The following is an 18,704-nucleotide window of genomic DNA, read 5'->3' on the forward strand; positions in this document are numbered from 1 at the left end:
ACCGGTCCCCGTGGATCAGTCCGTGGGGAGCGGCTCTCGCTCGAGGCCTGACGGATCAGCCCGGAGCTGCTCCAGCTCGGTCCGGAGGTTCGTGTGGGCCCGCGCGAGCCACAGTTCGCGGCCGCGCGGCGTGTGGAAGAGCGGGTCGAGGTCGAGGAGCTGGCTGAGGACGGCTGCCCGCCCTGCGCGGAAGAGCTCGTCCGGAACGTGAGCGTACTCGTCCCGCACCTGCTCGGTGTACCGGCGGTAGCCTGCCGGCTCGCGGCCCAGCACGGAAAGGTCGGCGTCGCACAGGAGCTGGCCGGCGTCGTCGTCCGCGGAGGGCCGGTGGTCCGCGGTGAGACGGACGAGCCGCGCCACCTCGTCGACGTCCTCGGGCGGGAGGCCCGCGGCGCGCAGCCGCGCCTCCGCGAGCAGCGCGGATTCCTCCTCGTCGCGCCCGGCTGTGCCAGTGTGCACTGCGTCGTGGAACCACGCGGCGAGCTCGACGGCGCGCGGTACGGCGGCGTCGTCGGCCAGCGTTTCGAGCGCCGTGAGGACGGCGAAGAGGTGGGCCCGCGTGTGATACCGCCGGTGCGGCTCGGACCAGCGCTCGAGGAGCTCGCTGCCGAGGGCCGTGCGGCCGGGGAGGAGCCGCTCCCACCGCTGCGCGAGCGGAGTGGTGAGTGCCTTGGCCCGCTCGCGCGCCCGGATCCGGAGCCCCGATGCGATGAGTGCCCGCGTGAGCGTGCGGCCGTCGACGGGAACGGCCCCCCTTCGCACCAGGTCTGCGTGCCGCCGCTCCGAGACGTCGTAGTGGTCTTCGTCGAAGGCCCGTTCGGGGACCTCGGCGGCCGCAGCGAAGGCGTGCAGCTCGGCGAGGGATGTGTCCGAGACGAGGTGGGCGAAGACAGTCCCGTGCGCGGGCCACATCGGGGTGTCGATGAGGATCGTCATGGGCTCCATTGTGGCCCGAAAAGGAGGCCGCCTGAGTTGCCCCCCATACTTGAGTGGAATACACTCAACTTAGGTGCGTTGACCTAAGTAAGAACTTGCCCTTCAGTAACGAAGTGCGCTTTCAGTCCGGTAGCAGGGGGAAGGAGCTCGCATTGGACGTCAAATTCACCACCAAGAGCCAGGAGGCGCTCTCCGCTGCGGCGATGAACGCCTCGACGGCAGGAAATCCGCAGGTCGAGCCTGCCCACCTCCTCAAGGCGCTCCTGGACCAGCGGGACGGCGTCGCCGTCGCCCTCCTCCGGGCGACCGGAGCGGACCCCGACGCCGTGAGCCTCGCCGCGAGCACGGCGATCAAGGCGATGCCCTCGAGCTCGGGGAGCACCGTCGCCCAGGCCCAGCTGAGCCGCCAGGGACTGCAGGTCATCCACGTCGCGCAGCAGGAGTCCGAGCAGATGGGGGACAGCTTCGTCTCGACGGAGCACCTCCTGCTCGGGCTGGCGGCCGACGGCGGGGCGGCCGGCAAGGCGCTCCGCGACGCCGGGGCGACCCTCGAGTCGCTCAAGGCCGCACTCCCCGGGGTGCGCGGCGACCGCAAGGTCGACAGCCCCGACCCGGAGAACACGTTCCAGGCCCTCGAGAAATACGGCACAGACCTCACCTCCATCGCGCGTTCCGGCAAGCTCGACCCCGTCATCGGCCGCGACTCGGAGATCCGCCGCGTCATCCAGGTCCTCTCCCGCCGCACCAAGAACAACCCTGTCCTGATCGGCGAACCCGGCGTCGGCAAGACCGCCGTCGTCGAGGGCCTCGCCCAGCGGATCGTGGCGGGCGACGTGCCCGAGAGCCTGCGCGGGAAGACCCTCATCGCGCTCGACCTCGGATCGATGGTCGCGGGCGCGAAGTACCGCGGCGAATTCGAGGAGCGGCTCAAGGCCGTCCTCGAGGAGATCCGCAGCTCAGAAGGGCAGATCGTCACGTTCATCGACGAGATCCACACGGTCGTCGGTGCCGGCGCTACCGGCGATTCCTCCATGGACGCGGGCAACATGCTCAAGCCCATGCTCGCCCGCGGCGAGCTGCGGCTCATCGGTGCCACGACGCTCGACGAGTACCGCGAGAACATCGAGAAGGATGCTGCCCTCGAACGGCGCTTCCAGCAGGTCTTCGTGGGCGAGCCGAGCGTCGAGGACACGATCGCGATCCTCCGTGGCCTCAAGGAGCGCTACGAGGCCCACCACAAGGTGGCCATTGCGGACTCGGCGCTCGTCGCCGCCGCATCGCTCTCGAACCGGTACATCTCGGGCCGACAGCTTCCGGACAAGGCGATCGACCTCGTGGACGAAGCGGCGTCACGGCTCCGCATGGAGATCGACTCGGCGCCGGAGGAGATCGACCAGCTGCGCCGCGCCGTCGACCGCCTCACGATGGAGGAGCTCGCCCTCGAGGGCGAGACCGACGAGGGATCGATCGAGCGGCTCGCCGCTATCCGTGAGGACATGGCCAACAAGAAGGAAGAGCTGGCCGCCCTCAACGCCCGCTGGGAGGCTGAGAAGGCCGGGCTCAACCGGGTCGGCGAGCTCAAGGCGAAGCTCGACGAGCTGCGTTCGCTCGCCGACAAGGCCCAGCGCGAGGGCGACCTCGCGGAAGCGTCCCGCATCCTGTACGGCGAGATCCCGACCCTCGAGCGTGAGCTCAAGGAGGCCTCGGCTGCCGAGGAGCATTTGAGCGGCAAGTCGAAGATGGTCGCCGAGGAGGTCACGGCCGACGATATCGCCGAGGTCATCTCGGCGTGGACCGGGATTCCCGCGGGACGCATGCTCCGAGGCGAGAGCCAGAAGCTCCTCCACATGGAAGAGGAGCTCGGCAAGCGCCTCATCGGCCAGACGAAGGCCGTCCAGGCGGTCTCGGATGCGGTCCGCCGCGCCCGCGCCGGGATCAGCGACCCCAACCGGCCCACTGGTTCCTTCCTGTTCCTGGGGCCGACCGGCGTCGGCAAGACCGAGCTCGCCAAGGCCCTCGCGGACTTCCTCTTCGACGACGAGCGCGCCATGGTGCGCATCGACATGAGCGAGTACTCCGAGAAGCACGCGGTGGCCCGCCTCGTCGGGGCGCCTCCCGGATACGTCGGCTACGAGGAGGGCGGGCAGCTCACCGAGGCAGTGCGGCGCCGGCCCTACTCGGTGATCCTGCTCGACGAGGTGGAGAAGGCCCATCCCGAGGTGTTCGACATCCTGTTGCAGGTGCTCGACGACGGCCGCCTCACCGACGGCCAGGGGCGGACCGTGGACTTCCGCAACACGATACTGGTGCTGACCTCGAACCTCGGCAGCCAGTTCCTCGTCGACCCCGAGCTGAGCGAGGCCACGAAGCGCGACGCGGTCATGGGCGTGGTGCACTCGTCGTTCAAGCCCGAGTTCCTCAACCGGCTCGACGATGTCATCATCTTCGACCCGCTCTCGGTCGAGGAGCTCGCGAGGATCGTCCAGCTGCAGGTCGATTCGCTCCAGCGCCGGCTGCACGAGCGGCGTCTCACGCTCGATGTCACCGACGGCGCCCGGGCATGGCTTGCGATGACGGGCTACGACGCCGCCTACGGCGCGCGGCCGCTGCGCCGGCTGGTCCAGCGCGAGATCGGCGACCGCCTTGCGAGGGAGCTCCTCTCGGGGGAGATCACCGACGGCGACACTGTTCTGGTCGACGTCGCGGACGTCTCGGTGGACCTTCAGGACCTCACGGGCGCCACGAGCGGGCTGAGCGTTACCCGGAAGGCGCCCGCCTCCCAAGAGGCCTAGGGGAGGAGCGAGGCAGTGAGCGTGTTGCCCTTGGTGCTCTCCACGAAGCAGTCGACGCGCCGGTCCCCGGCAGACCAGCTGCTCTGGCTCGGGAAGGCGTTCCGCTGCCGGAGCGTGCTCGTGTCCTGAGGGAGAGTGAGCTGGGTCTGTCGGCACAGGTCAGAGGCACGCTGCTCGAGCGCGTCCTTGCCTGGGTAGGAGCCACCGGCCCCGTACATTGCCGTCGCGACGAGCTGGGCCGAGTGGGCCTGCGTGCAGGGCACGACCCGGTTCGCCTGCGCGCTCGCGTCGAAGTTCGAGAAGCAGTCGCCGCTCTTGTAGCTCGCGGAAGGGGTCAGCCCCTCCGCCGCGGGGGCCGTCGCCGTCGTGTCGGTTTTCGCGCTTAGCGAAGCGATGATCGCCCACAGGATGAGGAGGACGACGACGGCGCCGCTCGCTCCGAGCACCTTGCCCCATACGGTGGCCGGGAGCCGAGGACCACGTGGCGCCCGCCGCGGACGCTCGGGAATCCGGTACTGGCGGCGAGTCATGGGCCTGCCCGGATCCCCCACTGGGCTGCCGTACTGACCCTGCGCGCTCTCCATGCCGGATAGTGCCCCTTCTGCCGTGCTCTCGAGGACTGGGGCACAGCCTCTGGCTGGCCCTCGCATGCCGTTTGGCCGCACACCTCGCGAATGCGCAGGCGGCCGCAATTACATGTAGTCTAGACCTACGACAAATTGATCAATGACTCCGGGGCCTCGCGAGCCTGCCTTCGCGACTACCTCCGGGACGAGGCAAAAGAGGGGGTCACGCCATGGGGCGCGGCCGTCAAAAGGCTAAGGCAACCAAGCAGGCTCGTGACATCAAGTACTACAGTCCGAGCACCGACTATGCAGCCCTCGAGCGCGAGCTCAGTGGGTCGAGCGGTCACTCTGCGCACCATGACGCCGACCTCGAGCCGGATTACTCCGACTACGAGGACAAATACGCCGATCAGTTTGACGACGACGAGGACTCCCGCCGGATCGGCTGATCCGCTCCCATGAGCGAGATCGTCGGAAGCGGAAATGACCCGTCGGTTATGCGCGCCCACGCGGCAGCGCTGCGCTCGATAGCCCGAGAGGTCGTTGAGACAGCCGAGCTGCAGGATCCTTCCTGTGCTCGCGCTGGGCTGCTCAGCATGCTGCAGGACGGGGCCGTCATGGCTCTCACCGGCGCTGGCGTCTCCACCGCGTCCGGCATTCCTGACTACCGCGGGCCTCAGGGGTCCTGGCGCAAGCATCGGCCCATGACGTACCAGGAGTTCCGCCACGATCCGGCCGCGCGGCACCGGTACTGGGCGCGGAGCTTCGTGGGCTGGCGGCACATCGACCGGGCAAGGCCCAACGCCGCCCACCGGGTGCTCGCGCAGCTGGAGGCGCGCGGCGTCGTGCTCGGAGTCGTCACGCAGAACGTGGACGGTCTCCACGCGGCCGCCGGCTCCCGCAACCTCGTGGCGCTTCACGGCGACCTCGACAAGGTCGTGTGCCTCAACTGCGGCAACGTCGAGGGGCGCGCCAATCTCGACGAGCGGCTGGCTCAGGCCAACCCGGGATACGCCGAGGCTGTGCGCCTCGATCCCCGGACGGTGAACCCCGACGGCGACGTCGAGCTGCCGCAGGGTTGGGTGGACAGGTTCCGCATGGTCGGATGCCTTGTGTGCGGCTCGGTCGAGCTCAAGCCCGATGTGGTCTACTTCGGCGAGAGCGTCCCGATCGAGCGCAAGGAGCGGGCGACGGCGATGCTCGCCCAGGCGCGGAGCCTCCTGGTCCTCGGGTCCTCGCTGGCCGTCATGAGCGGCTTCCGGTTCGTGCTGGACGCCGTCCGCGACGGCAAGCCCGTGGGGATCGTGAACGCCGGGCCGACCCGCGGGGACAGCCGGGCTCACTGGCGCTGGCGGTCCGACGTCGGCGAGGCGCTCGAGGACCTGGCCTCAGCCCTCTGAGCCCAACTCACCTCAGACGTCGTTTCGGGTACACCAACGCGCGCCAGACGTCGTTTCGGGTACACCAACGCGCGCCAGACGTCGTTTCGGGTACACCAACTACCCTCCGGAGAGGCCGGGACGGTCAGGCGTAGGTGTTGACGAGGCGGACAGACCCGCCGTCAACACCCTTCGCGCCCTGCACGTAGTCGGGATCGCCGGAGGCGGCAGACGAGGAGGCCCCGGCGTCGTCCGTCCCCACGGTGCCCATCGCCCAAGCCGCCACTCCGCGCTCGGCGAGCCGGGCGAGCGCCGTGTCGGCGGCGTCGGCGGCGACGATCGCCACCATCCCGACCCCGAGGTTGAGCGTCCGCTCGAGATCGGCCTGCGGGACCCCACCGAGTTCGGCAACGAGCTTGAAGATGGCGGGGAGCTCCCACGTCGACCGGTCGACGGTCGCGAGCAGGCCCTTGGGCAGCACGCGGGCGAGGTTCGCGGCAAGTCCTCCGCCGGTGACGTGACTGAACCCGCGCAGCGGGAGGTCGGCCCCGCCGGCGGTGCCGTTGAGGGTCCGGACGAGGTCGAGGCAGTCGCCCGCGTACACGCGGGTGGGCTCGAGAAGCTCCTCGCCGAGAGTACGTCCGAGCTCGGAGACCTGGCGGTCCAGGGCCCAACCGGCGTGGTTGATGACCCGGCGCACGAGCGAGTATCCGTTCGAGTGGATGCCCGAGGACGCCATGCCGAGGACGACGTCGCCCGGCTTGACCCGCTCAGGGCCGAGAAGGGCATCGGCTTCGACGACGCCCGTTGCGGCGCCCGCGACGTCGTACTCGTTCTGGCCGAGCAGGCCGGGGTGCTCAGCCGTCTCGCCGCCCACCAGTGCCGTGCCCGCCTGAGCGCAGGCCGCGGCAATTCCGCGAACGATGTCCGCGATCCGCTCGGGGACGACCTTCCCGCACGCAATGTAGTCGGTCATGTAGAGCGGCTCGGCGCCGACCACGACGATGTCGTCCACGACCATGCCGACGAGGTCGAAGCCGATCGTGTCGTGGACGTCCATGGCCTGCGCGATGGCAACCTTCGTGCCGACGCCATCCGTCGAGGTCGCGAGCAGCGGCCGGCGGTAGGCCAGGAGGCGGCTCACGTCGAACAGTCCGGCAAAGCCGCCGACGCCGCCCAGAACCGAGGCGTTGTGCGTCGCCTTGACGGCGTCCTTCATCAGTTCGACAGCCCGGTCCCCGGCTTCGACGTCGACGCCGGCGGCGGCGTAGGTGATGCCGGTTCCGGCAGCGGAGGGGGCAGCCGTGGGCTGGGGGGCGGAGTTCGTCATACGTTGGCCTCGTCGCGGTCGGCGGGGGTCAGGAGCGGTTCGAGTTCGGAGTCGGGGCCGGGGTCGCAGCCGGCTGCGCCCGGCCGGTCGGCGGGGTCGTCGGTGGCCCCTTCCTCTGTCGCCTCGGACGTCACTTCACGCTCGAGGAGGTTCTTGCCGAGCTTGTCAGCGCTCGGGAGCTCGATCGGGTACACCCCCGTAAAGCACGCCGTGCAGAGCCGCTCGCGGGGCTGCTGGGTTGCGTTGATCATCCCGTCCTCCGAGATGTAGCCGAGGGAGTCCGCCCCGATGGCCTGGGAGATCTCCTCCACGGTGGCACCGTTCGCAATGAGCTCGGCGCGTGAGGCGAAGTCGATGCCGTAGAAGCAGGGCCATTTGACCGGCGGGGACGAGATCTTCACGTGGACCTCTTTGGCGCCGGCCTCCCGCAGCATGCGGACGATCGCCCGCTGCGTGTTGCCGCGCACGATCGAGTCGTCGACGACCACGACGCGCTTGCCCCGGATGACCGACTCGAGGGCGTTGAGCTTGAGCCGGATGCCGAGCTGTCGCAGCGTCTGGGACGGCTGGATGAACGTGCGCCCCACATAGGAATTCTTGACGAAGCCGTGCGCGAAGGGGATTCCCGACTCCTCGGCGTAGCCGACCGCCGCGGGCGTTCCCGACTCGGGCACCGGAATGACGATGTCGGCCTCGTGCGTGTTCTCCCGCGCGAGCTGGCGGCCCATCTCCACGCGCGATTCGTAGACAGACCGGCCGGCGATGCTCGCGTCGGGGCGTGCTAGGTAGACGTACTCGAACACGCACCCGGCAGGCGTGGGCTTGCCGAAGTGCTGGGAACGGACGCCCTTCTCGTCGATCGCGATGAACTCGCCGGGCTCGATCTCCCGGATGAAGCTCGCACCGACGGTGGCCAGAGCCGACTGCTCGGACGCGACGACCCAGCCCCGCTCCAACCGGCCGAGGCAGAGGGGGCGGACGCCGTACGTGTCCCGCGCGGCGTAGAGGGTTCCCTCGTTCATGAACACGAAGCAGAACCCGCCGCGGATCTTGGGCAGGAGCGCCATCGCCGTCTCCTCGAGCGTCTGGCCCTTCTCGCCTGCGAGCAGAGCGGTGACGAGCGCCGTGTCCGACGTGTTGCCCTGCTTCATCTCGCCCGTGAGCTGGCCGCCCGTGAGCTCTTCGATCATGTCCCGCAGCTCGGCGGTGTTCGTCAGGTTGCCGTTGTGCGCGAGCGCAACCGTTCCGTTGGCCGTGGCCCCGAGGGTCGGCTGGGCGTTGGCCCAGTGGCTCGCTCCGGTCGTCGAGTAGCGGCAGTGGCCGACGGCGATGTGCCCGGTGAGAGTGTTGAGGGTCGACTCGTCGAAGACCTGCGAAACGAGGCCCATGTCCTTGTAGACGCTGATCCGCGTCCCATCGCTCGCGGCGATCCCCGCGGATTCCTGTCCGCGATGCTGCAGGGCGTAGAGGCCGTAGTAAGTGAGCTTTGCGACCTCTTCGCCGGGTGCCCAGACACCGAAGACGCCACAAGCGTCCTTCGGGCCTTTGTCGACTGGGTCTAGGTCAAGTGAGAGGAGTCCGTCACCGCGTACCACTGACCAATTGTCTCATGGCCCGGGGCAGGCCCCGTTTCAGGACTCCTCGCCGTCCTCTTCGTCCCATTCGGGCAGTTCCTCCACGGTCGCACGGCGAGCGCGCTTGACGCTCACCCGGTCCACGATGAGCACCGTCAGGCCACCGGCCAGGACTCCGGCGGCCACGAACAGGATCAGGAAATACCCGAACGCAGACGTGTTCGTGTAGCCGTCCGGCAGGTCGCCCCCCGAACCGAAGATGACGGCCGCGAGGGCACCCAGAAGCCCACCCGTCACGAGGAAGGGGACGAACTTCGGGGCACGGCGGACGGTGATCTGGCGCTGCGAGGGCATGTATCTAGGGTACCGACATCCAGGTCGCCGGGGTCGCCCCGCCCCAGAATCGATCCCCGGGGTGGGCGCCGTGACAGTCCGCCCGGCATCCACCTTGCCGCTCAGCTGGTCGGCCTGCCTTCGGATCGGCTACCTCCGGGCGAAGACTCCACCGTGGCTGTTCGGGAAGAAGCCGGCAGCCACAACGGGAACACCCGGAGCTGTGAGCGCCCGGACGGGGCGGGTGAGGTAGACCGCCGTCCTGCCGTTGGCTCCTTGGCCGAAGGCCCCATAGCCCCAGTTCCACACCGAGCCGTCGGCGAGACGGACGTGCGTGCCGTAGTAGCTGAGCGCCATCTCGGTGATGGTGCCGGCGGGCAGGGTGCCTGCATAGGGCGCGGCGTACAGCCGGCTCGCCTCACTTGACGGCGAGTGGACGAAGTACGAACCGTAGCCCCACGTGTACACCGTGTTGTCGCTCCTGAGCGCGGCGCAGTGATACGCCTCGTGGTAGAACTTCGGCAGCTGCGCCACCCCCGTGAGCGGCGTGCCCGGCCCGGTGAGCACCGGCGCGGCGTAGTTCTGGTTCGTGCTGCTTCCGTTCGCATTCATCCCGCCGGCGCCGTACCCCCAGCTGTAGACGGTCCCGCCGCGCAGGGCGAGACCGCCCTTGAAGCGCCCACGGATCTGGCTCACCCCCGTGATCGGCGTCCCGTCCTGGAGGATGACGGGCTTCATGACGGACTGGTTGCCACGGAGCCCCGCACCCAGGTCCGACTGGTCGTTGATGCCCCAGGCCCAGACCCGTCCCTTCGTGTCGAGCGCGATGCCGCCCGTGTACGCCGCGGAGATCGCCGTGATGAAGACGTCGGGGTCAGGGTTGATGACGAGCTTCGGCATGTTGGTGTCCGGCCCGAACGCGCCGTTGCCCAAGGAGCCGGTGGAAGTGTTGAAGCCCCAGGCGAAGATGCGCCCGTGCGTCGTGAGGACGTAGCCGCCTCCCGTGAAGGCGACGGTGTCCACGAACCTTTCGCCGGGAAGGAGCGCTGAGGGGCCGGCGAACCCGAAGATGCCCGCCGTCGTGGGGGTCGTGCCCGGGGCGCAGGCGTTGGACCCGGCGCCGTGGCTCCAGAGGGTGTTGTCGCTCAGGATGACGTAGCTGCTGTGGTCGCGGTAGCCGCCCGCGAGCGCGATGATCGACTTGGCTCCGAGAGTCCCCGTGCCGTTGAGGTTGTCGGGGACCACCGCGTAGGGCTGGAACGTGGCTCCGGTGCGGTAGAGCGTCGTCGCAAGGTTCTCGCCCCAGACGATCCCGTCGGATGCGGCTGGCACCGGGTTCATCGCGACGGCGAGGGTGGTCGTACCGGGGGTGAATCGGGCCGAGTTCGCCACGAGCGGGCCACTGCCCACCGCAGAGGGGGCTGCGACGCCGTTGACCGTGAAGGTCCCGGTGACCGGGTTCACGGTCGCCGTCGCGGGGCCGCCCCACCCGGCCGGGTAGGTCAGCGTCACCGTGGCGGGAAGCGACGTCCCCACGTTGGGCACGACCTTGCCCGCGATCGAGCCGTAGGTCATGCCGGGGCCGACGATGTATTCGGGGTAGTCGAACAGGATGACGCCGCCGGTCGGTGAAGCAGCCGCAAACGGTGTCGAAACCACTGCGAGAGCGAGGGGTACGGACCAGGCCGCCGTACGGGTGACGGCCCGGCGCGGAACGCCGTCTTGTGCGGCGTTCTCGCTGCTCGGGGGAGTGGGGACAGTGGGCTCGGGCATGCTGGCTCTTCCTCACAGGAATTGGTGGATGGCGGCTTCCGAAGGAAGCCGGACATTCTGAACCGTAGAGGTGGACGGCGTGGAATACGGCGCCGACGGCAATTCCGCGCCAAGGGGCCAGCACTATGCGTCTAGGTGGTGAGAAGTGCCGTTTATCGTGTGGGAAAGTCTCGCCCACAACGGTTCACGAGGGCCGGCAGGGCGTTGGCGCAATTGTGGATTGCAGGGCGCACAGGGGGACGTGTGATGAAGAGATGGGTCGATGGGAACCAGCATGACTTCCTCGGGGAGTCCGGCCTCGGCGAGCTCGGCGGCCTGGTGGAACCGCTTACCGGAGCAGGATCCTTCGCCCTGCGGCTGAGGGCCGTCCGCGCCGGGGAGATGGTCCTGACCTATCTGGCGCTGACCGAATGCCGCTTCAGGGGAGCGAAAGTCTTCCCCTCGAGGAAGGACTGCGTCCACCTCGTGCTTCCGTTCGACACCCAGTTCCAGGCCGAGGGGTCCAGCGTCCCAGCGGGGGGCATGGTCGCCTTCCGCGAGGCGACGCCGGTCGAGCTCCGCCTGGAGGCGCCCGGGCGGGCGCTCGTGGTGAGCCTGACGAAGGGGGTGGGCCCGGCCGACGCGGCCTTCTCCGTGGATGCGCCATACCTTCTCCGTGCTGCATCGACGAGCATGGCGGCGGTTCGGGCAGTCGCGGAGGTGGTCTTCCGCTCTCCCGGGAGGGACGCGGGAGTCGCCGAACTCCTTCTCGCCCTTTCTACTGCCGTCCTCGTCGAGGCCTCGATCACGGCCGCCGCCTCTCGCGACCGGGACGAGCGGTTGGCCGTGGAGGCATTGAAGGTCATCGCGAGCGAGTTCCGAAGCCGGGAGCTGTCGGCGAAACAGCTCGCCGCCCGGGTCGGCGTCTCGGTGAGGGCGCTCCAGCGAGCGTTCTCGGCCCGCGGCGGCCTCGGCCATGTGATCCGTTCCTATCGGACCCAGGAGGCGATCAGGCTGCTGGGCCTGCGCGATATGCACAGCGCTACTTTCGAGACGGTCGCCCGAATGAGCGGATTCCTGGATGCCCGCGCCATGCGGAAGGCCATCATCGGGACGACGGGAATGCTCCCGTCGCATTATCGGAGAAATTGAAGTGCAATTCAGGCAATGAAAATCATAACTATATAGGTGTGTCCCGCTCCCTCAGTGGAGAGCGGGACACACCTAAGTATTTGGCTCAGTGCGCAGACTCAGTGTCAGTGGATACCGTGCGACGTCTCGACCTGAACCTCGTTTCCGTCCTTGTCGAGGATCTTGCCGTTCTCGCAGCGGTCGCCCTCTTCGAGTGCGTCGAGGACCACGATGGGGACCATGCGGGTCGGCGCTGCCGCGAACACCGAGGGGTTGTCCTTCGGGTTGCCGCGCTTGATCACGTTGAAGAGGATGTTCAGCACGACTGCCATGAGGGCCGCGGAGCTGATGCCCGAGTCGAAGATGACCTGGATCCACGTCGGGAACTTGGCATAGAACGTCGGGCTCACGACCGGGACGAGGCCGAACGCGATCGACGTCGCCACGATGATGAGGTTCATGTTGTTCTTGTAGTCGACCTTGGAGAGCGTCCGGATGCCTGAGGCCGCGACGGTGCCGAAGAGGACGATCCCGGCCCCGCCGAGCACCGGCATCGGGACGGCGGCGACGACGCGCCCCAGCACCGGGAACAGGCCGAGGAGCATGAGGACGACGCCGCCGGCCGCCACCGCGAAGCGGCTCTTGATGCCCGTGACGGCCACAAGGCCCACGTTCTGGGCGAACGCGCTCTGGGTGAACCCGTTGAAGACCGGGGACACGGCCGAGGACAGCATGTCTGCACGGAGCCCGTTCGCGATGCGCTTCGAGTCGACTTTGGCGCCCGTGACCTCGGCGACGGCGAGGATGTCCGCCGTCGTCTCGGTCAGGATCACCAGGACGACGATGACCATCGAGATGATGGCGGCCGGCTCGAAGGTCGGGAGGCCGAAGTGGAAGGGCTGCGGGAACGCGAAGATCGGGCCGTTGAGTACCTGCGAGAAGTCCGCCATGCCGAGGAACACCGAGATGACCGTGCCGATGACGATGGACAGGAGAATCGAAAGCCTCGAGATGACCCCGCTCCCGAGCTTGCTCAGGAGCATGACGATGACGAGGGTCAGGACCGTGAGGCCGATGTTCGCCGGGCTCCCGTAGCCGGGTGCGTTCGGAGTGCCGCCCATGGCCCAGCCCGCGGCGACGGGGACGAGGGAGAGGCCGATCGTGGTGATGACGACGCCCGTCACCACTGGCGGGAAGAAGTGGATGATCTGAGCGAAGAACGGTGCGACGAGCAGGCCGATGACCGAGGCAGCCATGACTGCCCCGAACACGGCGGGCAGCCCGCCGCCCCCGCTCACGATCGCGAGCAGAGTGGCTACCGAGGCGAACGAGGTGCCCTGCACGAGCGGGAGGCGTGAGCCGAACCACTTGATGCCGAGGGTCTGCAGCAGGGTCGCGAGGCCGCCGATGAAGAGGCAGGCCGTGATCAGCAGGGCGAGATCGGGCCCCTTGAGCCCTGCCGCCGAACCGATGATGAGCGGCGGAGCGATGATGCCGCCGTACATCGTGAGCACGTGCTGGATTCCGTAGGCGAAGGCCGTGGAAACCGGCAGCTTCTGGTCCTCCGGGCTGGGCGTCTCTGTGCTGGGAACAGCAGTGGGGACAGGCGCCGTCTTTCGGGACATAGCAGACCTCCTTGTCAGCATGGATTCCGAGTGCGCAACTGAGGGGTGGTGACGTTAGGTGATGGGTGGACGGGAGGGCGCGGGCCCAGGGTCAGCAGAAGCCCGCGATCCCGTCCCAGGCGTTTCCGGGGTCGGAGATGGTCTCACGCTCGAAGTTCGCCTCGATGAGGCCATACGGGCGGTCGGCCGCGTAGAAGACCTCATTCGGGTTGTCGAGGCCGAACGGGGTCAGGTCGACGACGAAGTGGTGCTTGTTGGGCGTCGAGAACCGGACCTCGTCGATCTCGGGGTGTGCGTCCAGGACCTTCTGGGCCATCTGGAACAGCGTCTGCTGGAGTGCGTACGAGTAGCCCTCGGTGAAGCCCTCGAGCAGGAGGGCCCGCACGTCGTCGTACGTCTTGTTGAAGTCGATGGAGCGGCTGCCGCCGTTGGCGATCGCATCGTTGTTGTAGCGCCAGCGGGCGGAGACGTCGGTCGCGAGGATCCTGTCGGTGGTCTCCTGGAGGGTCGTGAAGCGGTCCTTCGGGTAGCCGACGAAGCCGGACTCGGTCGACTTGAGGACCGTGAGGTCGTTGAGGCCCGAGATGACGTACAGGTTGTCGCCGTCCTTCGTCACGACGGCGTTCCGGACCTCCTGGCCCTTCCGCACGAACGAGTGGTCGTGGCCCTCGCCGTGGGCGAGGATGCGCTCCCACGCGTACTGTTCGGCCGCCCAGCGGCCGCCCGTGACCCACGCGAACTCCGACGTGAAGTGGTTCGCGAGCCGGATGAGGAACTCTTCGGGCGAACCGATGCCCTCGCGGGCGAAGCCGTACACCGTGTTCTTCTGGGTGTCGGTCGGGACGACGTGGGCGTTGTCGCCGTCGAGGTGGGCCGCGGTGAAGTCTCCGCGGAGCTGGGAGGTGACGCTGAGGTCCTCGATCTCATGCCGCCCGGTGTCCCGCGTGATCTTGACGACCCGGACCTCGGCCTTGCCGTACTGGTTCTTGCCCAGGACGATCTTGCTGTTCTCAGTGGTGTTCTCCGTCATGACGGGTCAGCTCCCTCGGTAAGTAGAAAAGGCGAAAGGACTCAGCAGGAGCGGCACGTGGTAGTGCGACTCGTTCTCGTCGACCGTGAAGGTCAGAGAAACCTCCGGGAAGAAGGTCTCCTGCCCGATGCCGGCGAAGTAGGCTCCGGTGGCGAACTGCAGCCGGTATGAACCGCTCTGCAGACGCTCCGGGCCGAGGTCCTTCACCCGCCCGTCGGCATCGGTGGTGCCCGTTCCAATCTGGGACCATGCCTCGCCGTCGCGGGCGTAGAGTTCGACGGCGACACCTGCGGCCGGCTTGCCGGCTGCGGTATCCAGAATGTGGGTGGTGACATGGGAGACGCTCATGCGCTCATGCTCCTCTGGGGACAGTCTCTGCTCCAGACGGAGCGTCGCGATCTCGCGCAGCTGCTCCGCTACGACGGGCTCCTCCTGCTCGGGCGTGTGGCCCAGACGCTGGCGGAGGGCCGTGAGCATCTCTTCGGCCGAACGGCCTGCGGCTCGGATCAGGAAGACCCTTCCGAATTTCTCCTCGTATGCCCGGTTCCCCTCCGCCAGCGCGGCGACCGTGTCCGGGTCCTGCTGGTCCACCCCCGACTGTTCGCTGCGCGACATCGAAGCCTCGGCCGAACGGCCTGTGGCTTTCTCGCCGATGCGCGGGTGGTGGGAGAGGGCGCCCTCGAGCTCGGCCGGTGTGAAGGGATCGGCCGCCCCTCGCGCAGTTGCCAGGAGCGAGTCCAGGCTTGCGAAAGGGCGCGCGGCGATGATCTCTTCGATCCAGCGGGGCACGTCGAGGCAGGGCTTCAAGAACTCGCGAACCTCAGGGGCGGGGGCGGCGTTGAACTGTTCAAGCAACATGGCTTGTCGGGTCCTCAACTGCTCAATGCTGGCATCCACGGTGACGGCTATACGGAACGTCGGTTTCTTGGGTTCCGTATCGTGGAACTGTTATTTCAGCATGTGTAAATAGTTTGAGGGAGCGGGGTGTGATTGTCAACACCTCAAGGTGTGACGGGCTTCGCTTCCCCCTCCAGCCCATTTCTCGGGGACGAGAGCCCGTGTTCCCTCGAAACACGCGGCGGCGAGACCGATTGGGAAAGTACAACCGGGCGGGAAGGCGGCGCGAGGCAGCAGAGAGGGCCCCGGACACGAGTGTCCGGAGCCCTCTCTGGAGACTGCGCCTCAGATTCAGCAGAGACTGGGCTCAGACGCCCAGATTCTCCCGCAGCGCGGCCACATGGCCGTCCGGGTTCACGTTGTAGTCGATCGACTCGATCGAACCGTCGGGGGCGACGACGGCCGTCGAACGCAGGATGCCCTCGACCACCTCTCCATTGCGGATCCGCTCGCCCCACGCGCCCCAGGCCTTGGCGACGGCGGCGCCGTCGTCCGCGAGGAGCGGGAAGGTGAGGCTGAAGTCGTCGGCGAACGAGGCGATCGCCTCCACCGGGTCGGGCGAGATGCCCACAACGCTGACACCCGCCGCGTTGAGCGAGTCGAGGCTGTCGCGGAAGTCGCAGGCCTCGGTCGTGCAGCCGGGGGTGGCGGCCTTCGGGTAGAAGTACACGACCACGCGGCGGCCGCGGTAGTCCTGGAGCGAGACGTCCTTCCCGGAGGCGTCCGGGAGCGTGAAGTCCGGGGCCTGCTGGCCCGGGCTGAGCTTCGTGGTGGTTGTCATGGTTCCTCCTGAGGGAGTTCGGTCAGGCCGTTCCTCGGCGGATCAGCTGGCCCCTAGGCTCGCTGAAGTCCACCTCGGTGCCGCGCACGAACGTGCGGCGTACCACTCCGGACAGGGTCTTTCCCTGATACGGCGTGATGTGGTTCTTGTGGTACAGCTTGTCCGCATCGACGACGAACGCCTCGTCCGCCGCGAAGATCGCAAGGTCAGCATCGTACCCCGGGGCGAGGGTCCCCTTGCGCTGGAGCCGGGCGAGCTCGGCCGGCTTGCGGCCCATCCATTCGACCACGCGGTCGAGGGGGATGCCACGGCGCCGGGCCTCGGTCCAGATGATCGGGAGGCCGAGCTGGAGCGATGCTACGCCGCCCCAGGCAACCCCGAAGTCGCCGTTCTCGAGATCCTTGAGGTCCACCGTGCTCGGGGAGTGGTCCGAGACGATGCAGTCGATGACTCCGCTTTCGAGGCCCTGCCACAGCAGTTCGCGGTTGGAGGCCTCGCGGATGGGCGGGCAGCACTTGAAGGCCGTCGCGCCGTTGGGGATCTCCTCCGCGAGCAGCGTCAGGTAGTGCGGGCACGTCTCGACCGTCAGCCTGACGCCGTCGCGCTTCGCCGTCGCGATCATCGCGAGGGCGTCCGACGACGAGAGGTGCAGGATGTGGGCGCGCGCACCCGTCCAGCGGGCCCGTTCGATGACCTCGGCGATGGCGACATTCTCCGCGCCGCGCGGACGCGAGTGGAGGAAGCTCTCGTACACGTCGCCTTCTGGGTTGGGCGCATGGTCGATGGCCCGCGAGTCCTCGGCGTGGACGATCATGAGCCCGTCGAACGAGGCGATTTCCGCGAGGTCCTTCTCGAGCTCGTCCACGTCCAGGTGCGGGAACTCGTCGACTCCCGAGTGCAGCAGGAAGCACTTGAACCCGAACACGCCCTCGTCGTGGAGCGCGCGCAGGTCGCCCGTGTTGCCCGGGATCGCTCCGCCCCAGAATCCGACGTCGACGAACGACTGCGTCTCGGCAGCAGACCGCTTGATCCGGAGCGCGTCGACATTGACGGTCGGCGGGATGCTGTTGAGCGGCATGTCGATGATGGTCGTGACTCCGCCCGCAGCGGCCGCGCGGGTCGCCGAGGCGAAGCCCTCCCACTCGGTCCGGCCGGGCTCGTTCACGTGCACGTGGCTGTCCACGAGGCCCGGGATGAGCGTCTCGTCGTCGGCGAGATCGATGACCTCCCGCCCCGAGAGCGCATTGCCGAGCGGCTCGAGCGCGACGATGCGCCCGTCCGTGATGCCCACTTCGCGCGGCGCGATCCCCGCCGTCGTGAGGACACGCTGCCCGCGGATGACCAGATCGAATCCGGTGTCAGTCATCGCACAGATTCCTTCCTGCTGTCAGTGTCAACGATGGTGGGGCCCTCCGACGTTCCCGCGAGGTCCTTCGCGAGGTCCGTCGCGATGATGCGTCCCGTCTCGCGCACCAGGCGCCGGGCGTCGCGGAGGCAGACGTCGACGTCGTCCTCGAGGTCCGTGAGGGCGTGCACGGCTGCGAACCCGGCCGCGCGCCGGGTCGGGTCGTCGAGCTGGTTGCGGCCGCAGACGGCGACGACCTGAATCCCCTGTGCGCGGGCCTCCGCCGCGACGCCCACGGGCGCCTTGCCCGAGAGCGACTGGGCGTCGAGGCTGCCCTCGCCCGTGACGACGAGGTCCGCGCCTTCGAGCTTGGAACGGAGCCCCGTGAATTCGACGACGACGTCGATGCCCCGCCGCCGGCGGGCGCCGAGGGCCAGGGCCGCGTATCCGACGCCGCCGGCGGCGCCCGCCCCCGGGGCGTCCTTGGCGACCGCGGCGCCGCGCCCCATGGTGCCCCCGAGGACTTCGGCGAACCGCGCCAGGGCGGCGTCGAGCACGGCGACGTCCGACGGCGTCGCCCCCTTCTGGGGGCCGAACACGGCAGCAGCGCCGCGTTCGCCGAGGAGGGGGTTGTCGACGTCGGCGGCGAGGACGAGGGCGACGTGGTCCAGGCGCGCGTCGAGCCCGCCCAGATCAGCCTCGGCGATGCGAGCGAGGGCCGCGCCGCCGAGCGGAAGCTCGTTGCCGGCGTCGTCCGTGAAGCGCGCGCCCAGGCCTTGGAGCATGCCCGCGCCGCCGTCCGTGCACGCGCTGCCGCCGACGCCGAGGACGACCTCCCGGGCGCCGGCGTCGAGCGCGGCCCGGACGAGCTCGCCCGTGCCGAGGCTCGAGGCGTTGCGGGGGTCCTTGACGCCGCCCGGGAGGACGTCGAGGCCGGAGGCGGCAGCCATCTCGACGACGGCGCGTCCGCTCGCCGGGTCGAGGGCGAACTCGGCCGTCAGCGACTGGCCGGTGGGGCCCGAGACGGCCGCTCGGCGCGGGGAGAACCCCGCGCCGAGCGCTGCAGCCACAGTGCCCTCGCCGCCGTCCGCCACCGGGACGAGGACCAGTTCCGACTCCGGCAGCACTTCGCGGATGCCTTCAGCGAGTGCTGCCGCCACCTCGGGCGCCGTGAGCGTGCCCTTGAACTTGTCCGGGGCGAGGACGATCCTGGTGGGCTTCATGGGACGGATC

16 protein-coding genes are annotated in these 18,704 nt (G+C 68.6%); 4 read left to right on the forward strand and 12 right to left on the reverse strand.

Annotated elements, in window-relative coordinates; translation table 11 throughout:
• Positions 1 to 15 precede the first annotated feature (15 nt).
• Positions 16 to 936 (reverse strand): DUF4031 domain-containing protein, encoded by a 921-nt coding sequence (locus tag E6A21_RS12130; protein WP_138444419.1) that lies wholly within the window; start codon positions 934 to 936, stop codon positions 16 to 18.
• Between the two features lie 152 nt (positions 937 to 1,088).
• Between E6A21_RS12130 and clpB the strand changes: the two genes are divergently transcribed.
• Positions 1,089 to 3,728, forward strand: a complete 2,640-nt coding sequence (gene clpB / locus E6A21_RS12135) for an ATP-dependent chaperone ClpB (protein WP_138444420.1) — start codon at positions 1,089 to 1,091, stop codon at positions 3,726 to 3,728.
• On the opposite strand, the gene E6A21_RS12140 is transcribed toward clpB, so the two are convergent.
• Entirely contained in the window at positions 3,725 to 4,258 is a 534-nt protein-coding gene (locus E6A21_RS12140; RefSeq protein WP_212745932.1) for a septum formation family protein, read from the reverse strand. The genes clpB and E6A21_RS12140 overlap by 4 nt on opposite strands.
• A 266-nt stretch (positions 4,259 to 4,524) precedes the next feature.
• On the opposite strand from E6A21_RS12140, the gene E6A21_RS12145 reads away from it, so the two are divergent.
• Positions 4,525 to 4,743, forward strand: a complete 219-nt coding sequence (locus tag E6A21_RS12145) for a DUF3073 domain-containing protein (RefSeq protein WP_138444422.1) — start codon at positions 4,525 to 4,527, stop codon at positions 4,741 to 4,743.
• A gap of 9 nt (positions 4,744 to 4,752) precedes the next feature.
• Positions 4,753 to 5,694: an NAD-dependent protein deacetylase gene (locus E6A21_RS12150; RefSeq protein WP_138444423.1), complete on the forward strand. Its 942-nt coding sequence runs from the start codon at positions 4,753 to 4,755 to the stop codon at positions 5,692 to 5,694.
• 124 nt (positions 5,695 to 5,818) lie between these two features.
• On the opposite strand, the gene purM is transcribed toward E6A21_RS12150, so the two are convergent.
• The 4 genes from purM to E6A21_RS12170 form a co-directional block, all read right to left on the reverse strand.
• The gene (gene purM, locus E6A21_RS12155) at positions 5,819 to 7,003 is read right to left on the reverse strand and encodes a phosphoribosylformylglycinamidine cyclo-ligase (RefSeq protein WP_138444424.1); all 1,185 of its coding nucleotides are present in this window, start codon (positions 7,001 to 7,003) and stop codon (positions 5,819 to 5,821) included.
• Entirely contained in the window at positions 7,000 to 8,598 is a 1,599-nt protein-coding gene (gene purF, locus E6A21_RS12160; RefSeq protein ID WP_138444425.1) for an amidophosphoribosyltransferase, read from the reverse strand. Before purF ends, purM begins: the two co-directional genes overlap by 4 nt.
• 36 nt (positions 8,599 to 8,634) lie before the next feature.
• On the reverse strand, positions 8,635 to 8,931 hold the full coding sequence (locus tag E6A21_RS12165) for a hypothetical protein (RefSeq protein WP_138444426.1): 297 nt from the start codon (positions 8,929 to 8,931) through the stop codon (positions 8,635 to 8,637).
• Positions 8,932 to 9,060: 129 nt separating this feature from the next.
• Positions 9,061 to 10,683 (reverse strand): RCC1 domain-containing protein, encoded by a 1,623-nt coding sequence (locus E6A21_RS12170; protein ID WP_138444427.1) that lies wholly within the window; start codon positions 10,681 to 10,683, stop codon positions 9,061 to 9,063.
• Between the two features lie 246 nt (positions 10,684 to 10,929).
• Between E6A21_RS12170 and E6A21_RS12175 the strand changes: the two genes are divergently transcribed.
• Entirely contained in the window at positions 10,930 to 11,814 is an 885-nt protein-coding gene (locus tag E6A21_RS12175) for an AraC family transcriptional regulator (RefSeq protein ID WP_171041379.1), read from the forward strand.
• Between the two features lie 104 nt (positions 11,815 to 11,918).
• Here E6A21_RS12175 and E6A21_RS12180 read toward each other — a convergent pair whose 3' ends face one another.
• From E6A21_RS12180 to E6A21_RS12210, 6 genes are all read right to left on the reverse strand, one after another.
• Complete coding sequence (locus tag E6A21_RS12180) at positions 11,919 to 13,418, reverse strand: nucleobase:cation symporter-2 family protein (protein WP_138444429.1); 1,500 nt, start codon at positions 13,416 to 13,418, stop codon at positions 11,919 to 11,921.
• A gap of 91 nt (positions 13,419 to 13,509) precedes the next feature.
• Positions 13,510 to 14,448 (reverse strand): factor-independent urate hydroxylase, encoded by a 939-nt coding sequence (gene pucL, locus E6A21_RS12185; RefSeq protein ID WP_138444430.1) that lies wholly within the window; start codon positions 14,446 to 14,448, stop codon positions 13,510 to 13,512.
• A 6-nt stretch (positions 14,449 to 14,454) separates the two neighbouring features.
• The gene (gene uraD / locus E6A21_RS18425; RefSeq protein ID WP_425471550.1) at positions 14,455 to 15,345 is read right to left on the reverse strand and encodes a 2-oxo-4-hydroxy-4-carboxy-5-ureidoimidazoline decarboxylase; all 891 of its coding nucleotides are present in this window, start codon (positions 15,343 to 15,345) and stop codon (positions 14,455 to 14,457) included.
• A gap of 307 nt (positions 15,346 to 15,652) precedes the next feature.
• A complete protein-coding gene (gene bcp / locus E6A21_RS12200) occupies positions 15,653 to 16,126 on the reverse strand; it encodes a thioredoxin-dependent thiol peroxidase (protein ID WP_138444431.1) in 474 nt (157 codons plus the stop codon).
• 22 nt (positions 16,127 to 16,148) lie between these two features.
• On the reverse strand, positions 16,149 to 17,492 hold the full coding sequence (gene allB, locus E6A21_RS12205) for an allantoinase AllB (protein WP_138444432.1): 1,344 nt from the start codon (positions 17,490 to 17,492) through the stop codon (positions 16,149 to 16,151).
• A complete protein-coding gene (locus tag E6A21_RS12210) occupies positions 17,489 to 18,694 on the reverse strand; it encodes a glycerate kinase (protein ID WP_138444433.1) in 1,206 nt (401 codons plus the stop codon). The genes allB and E6A21_RS12210 overlap by 4 nt, the downstream gene beginning before the upstream one ends.
• Between the last annotated feature and the right edge of the window lie 10 nt (positions 18,695 to 18,704).

It is taken from the genome of Sinomonas susongensis, from assembly GCF_005877005.1.
Classification (GTDB): domain Bacteria; phylum Actinomycetota; class Actinomycetes; order Actinomycetales; family Micrococcaceae; genus Sinomonas; species Sinomonas susongensis.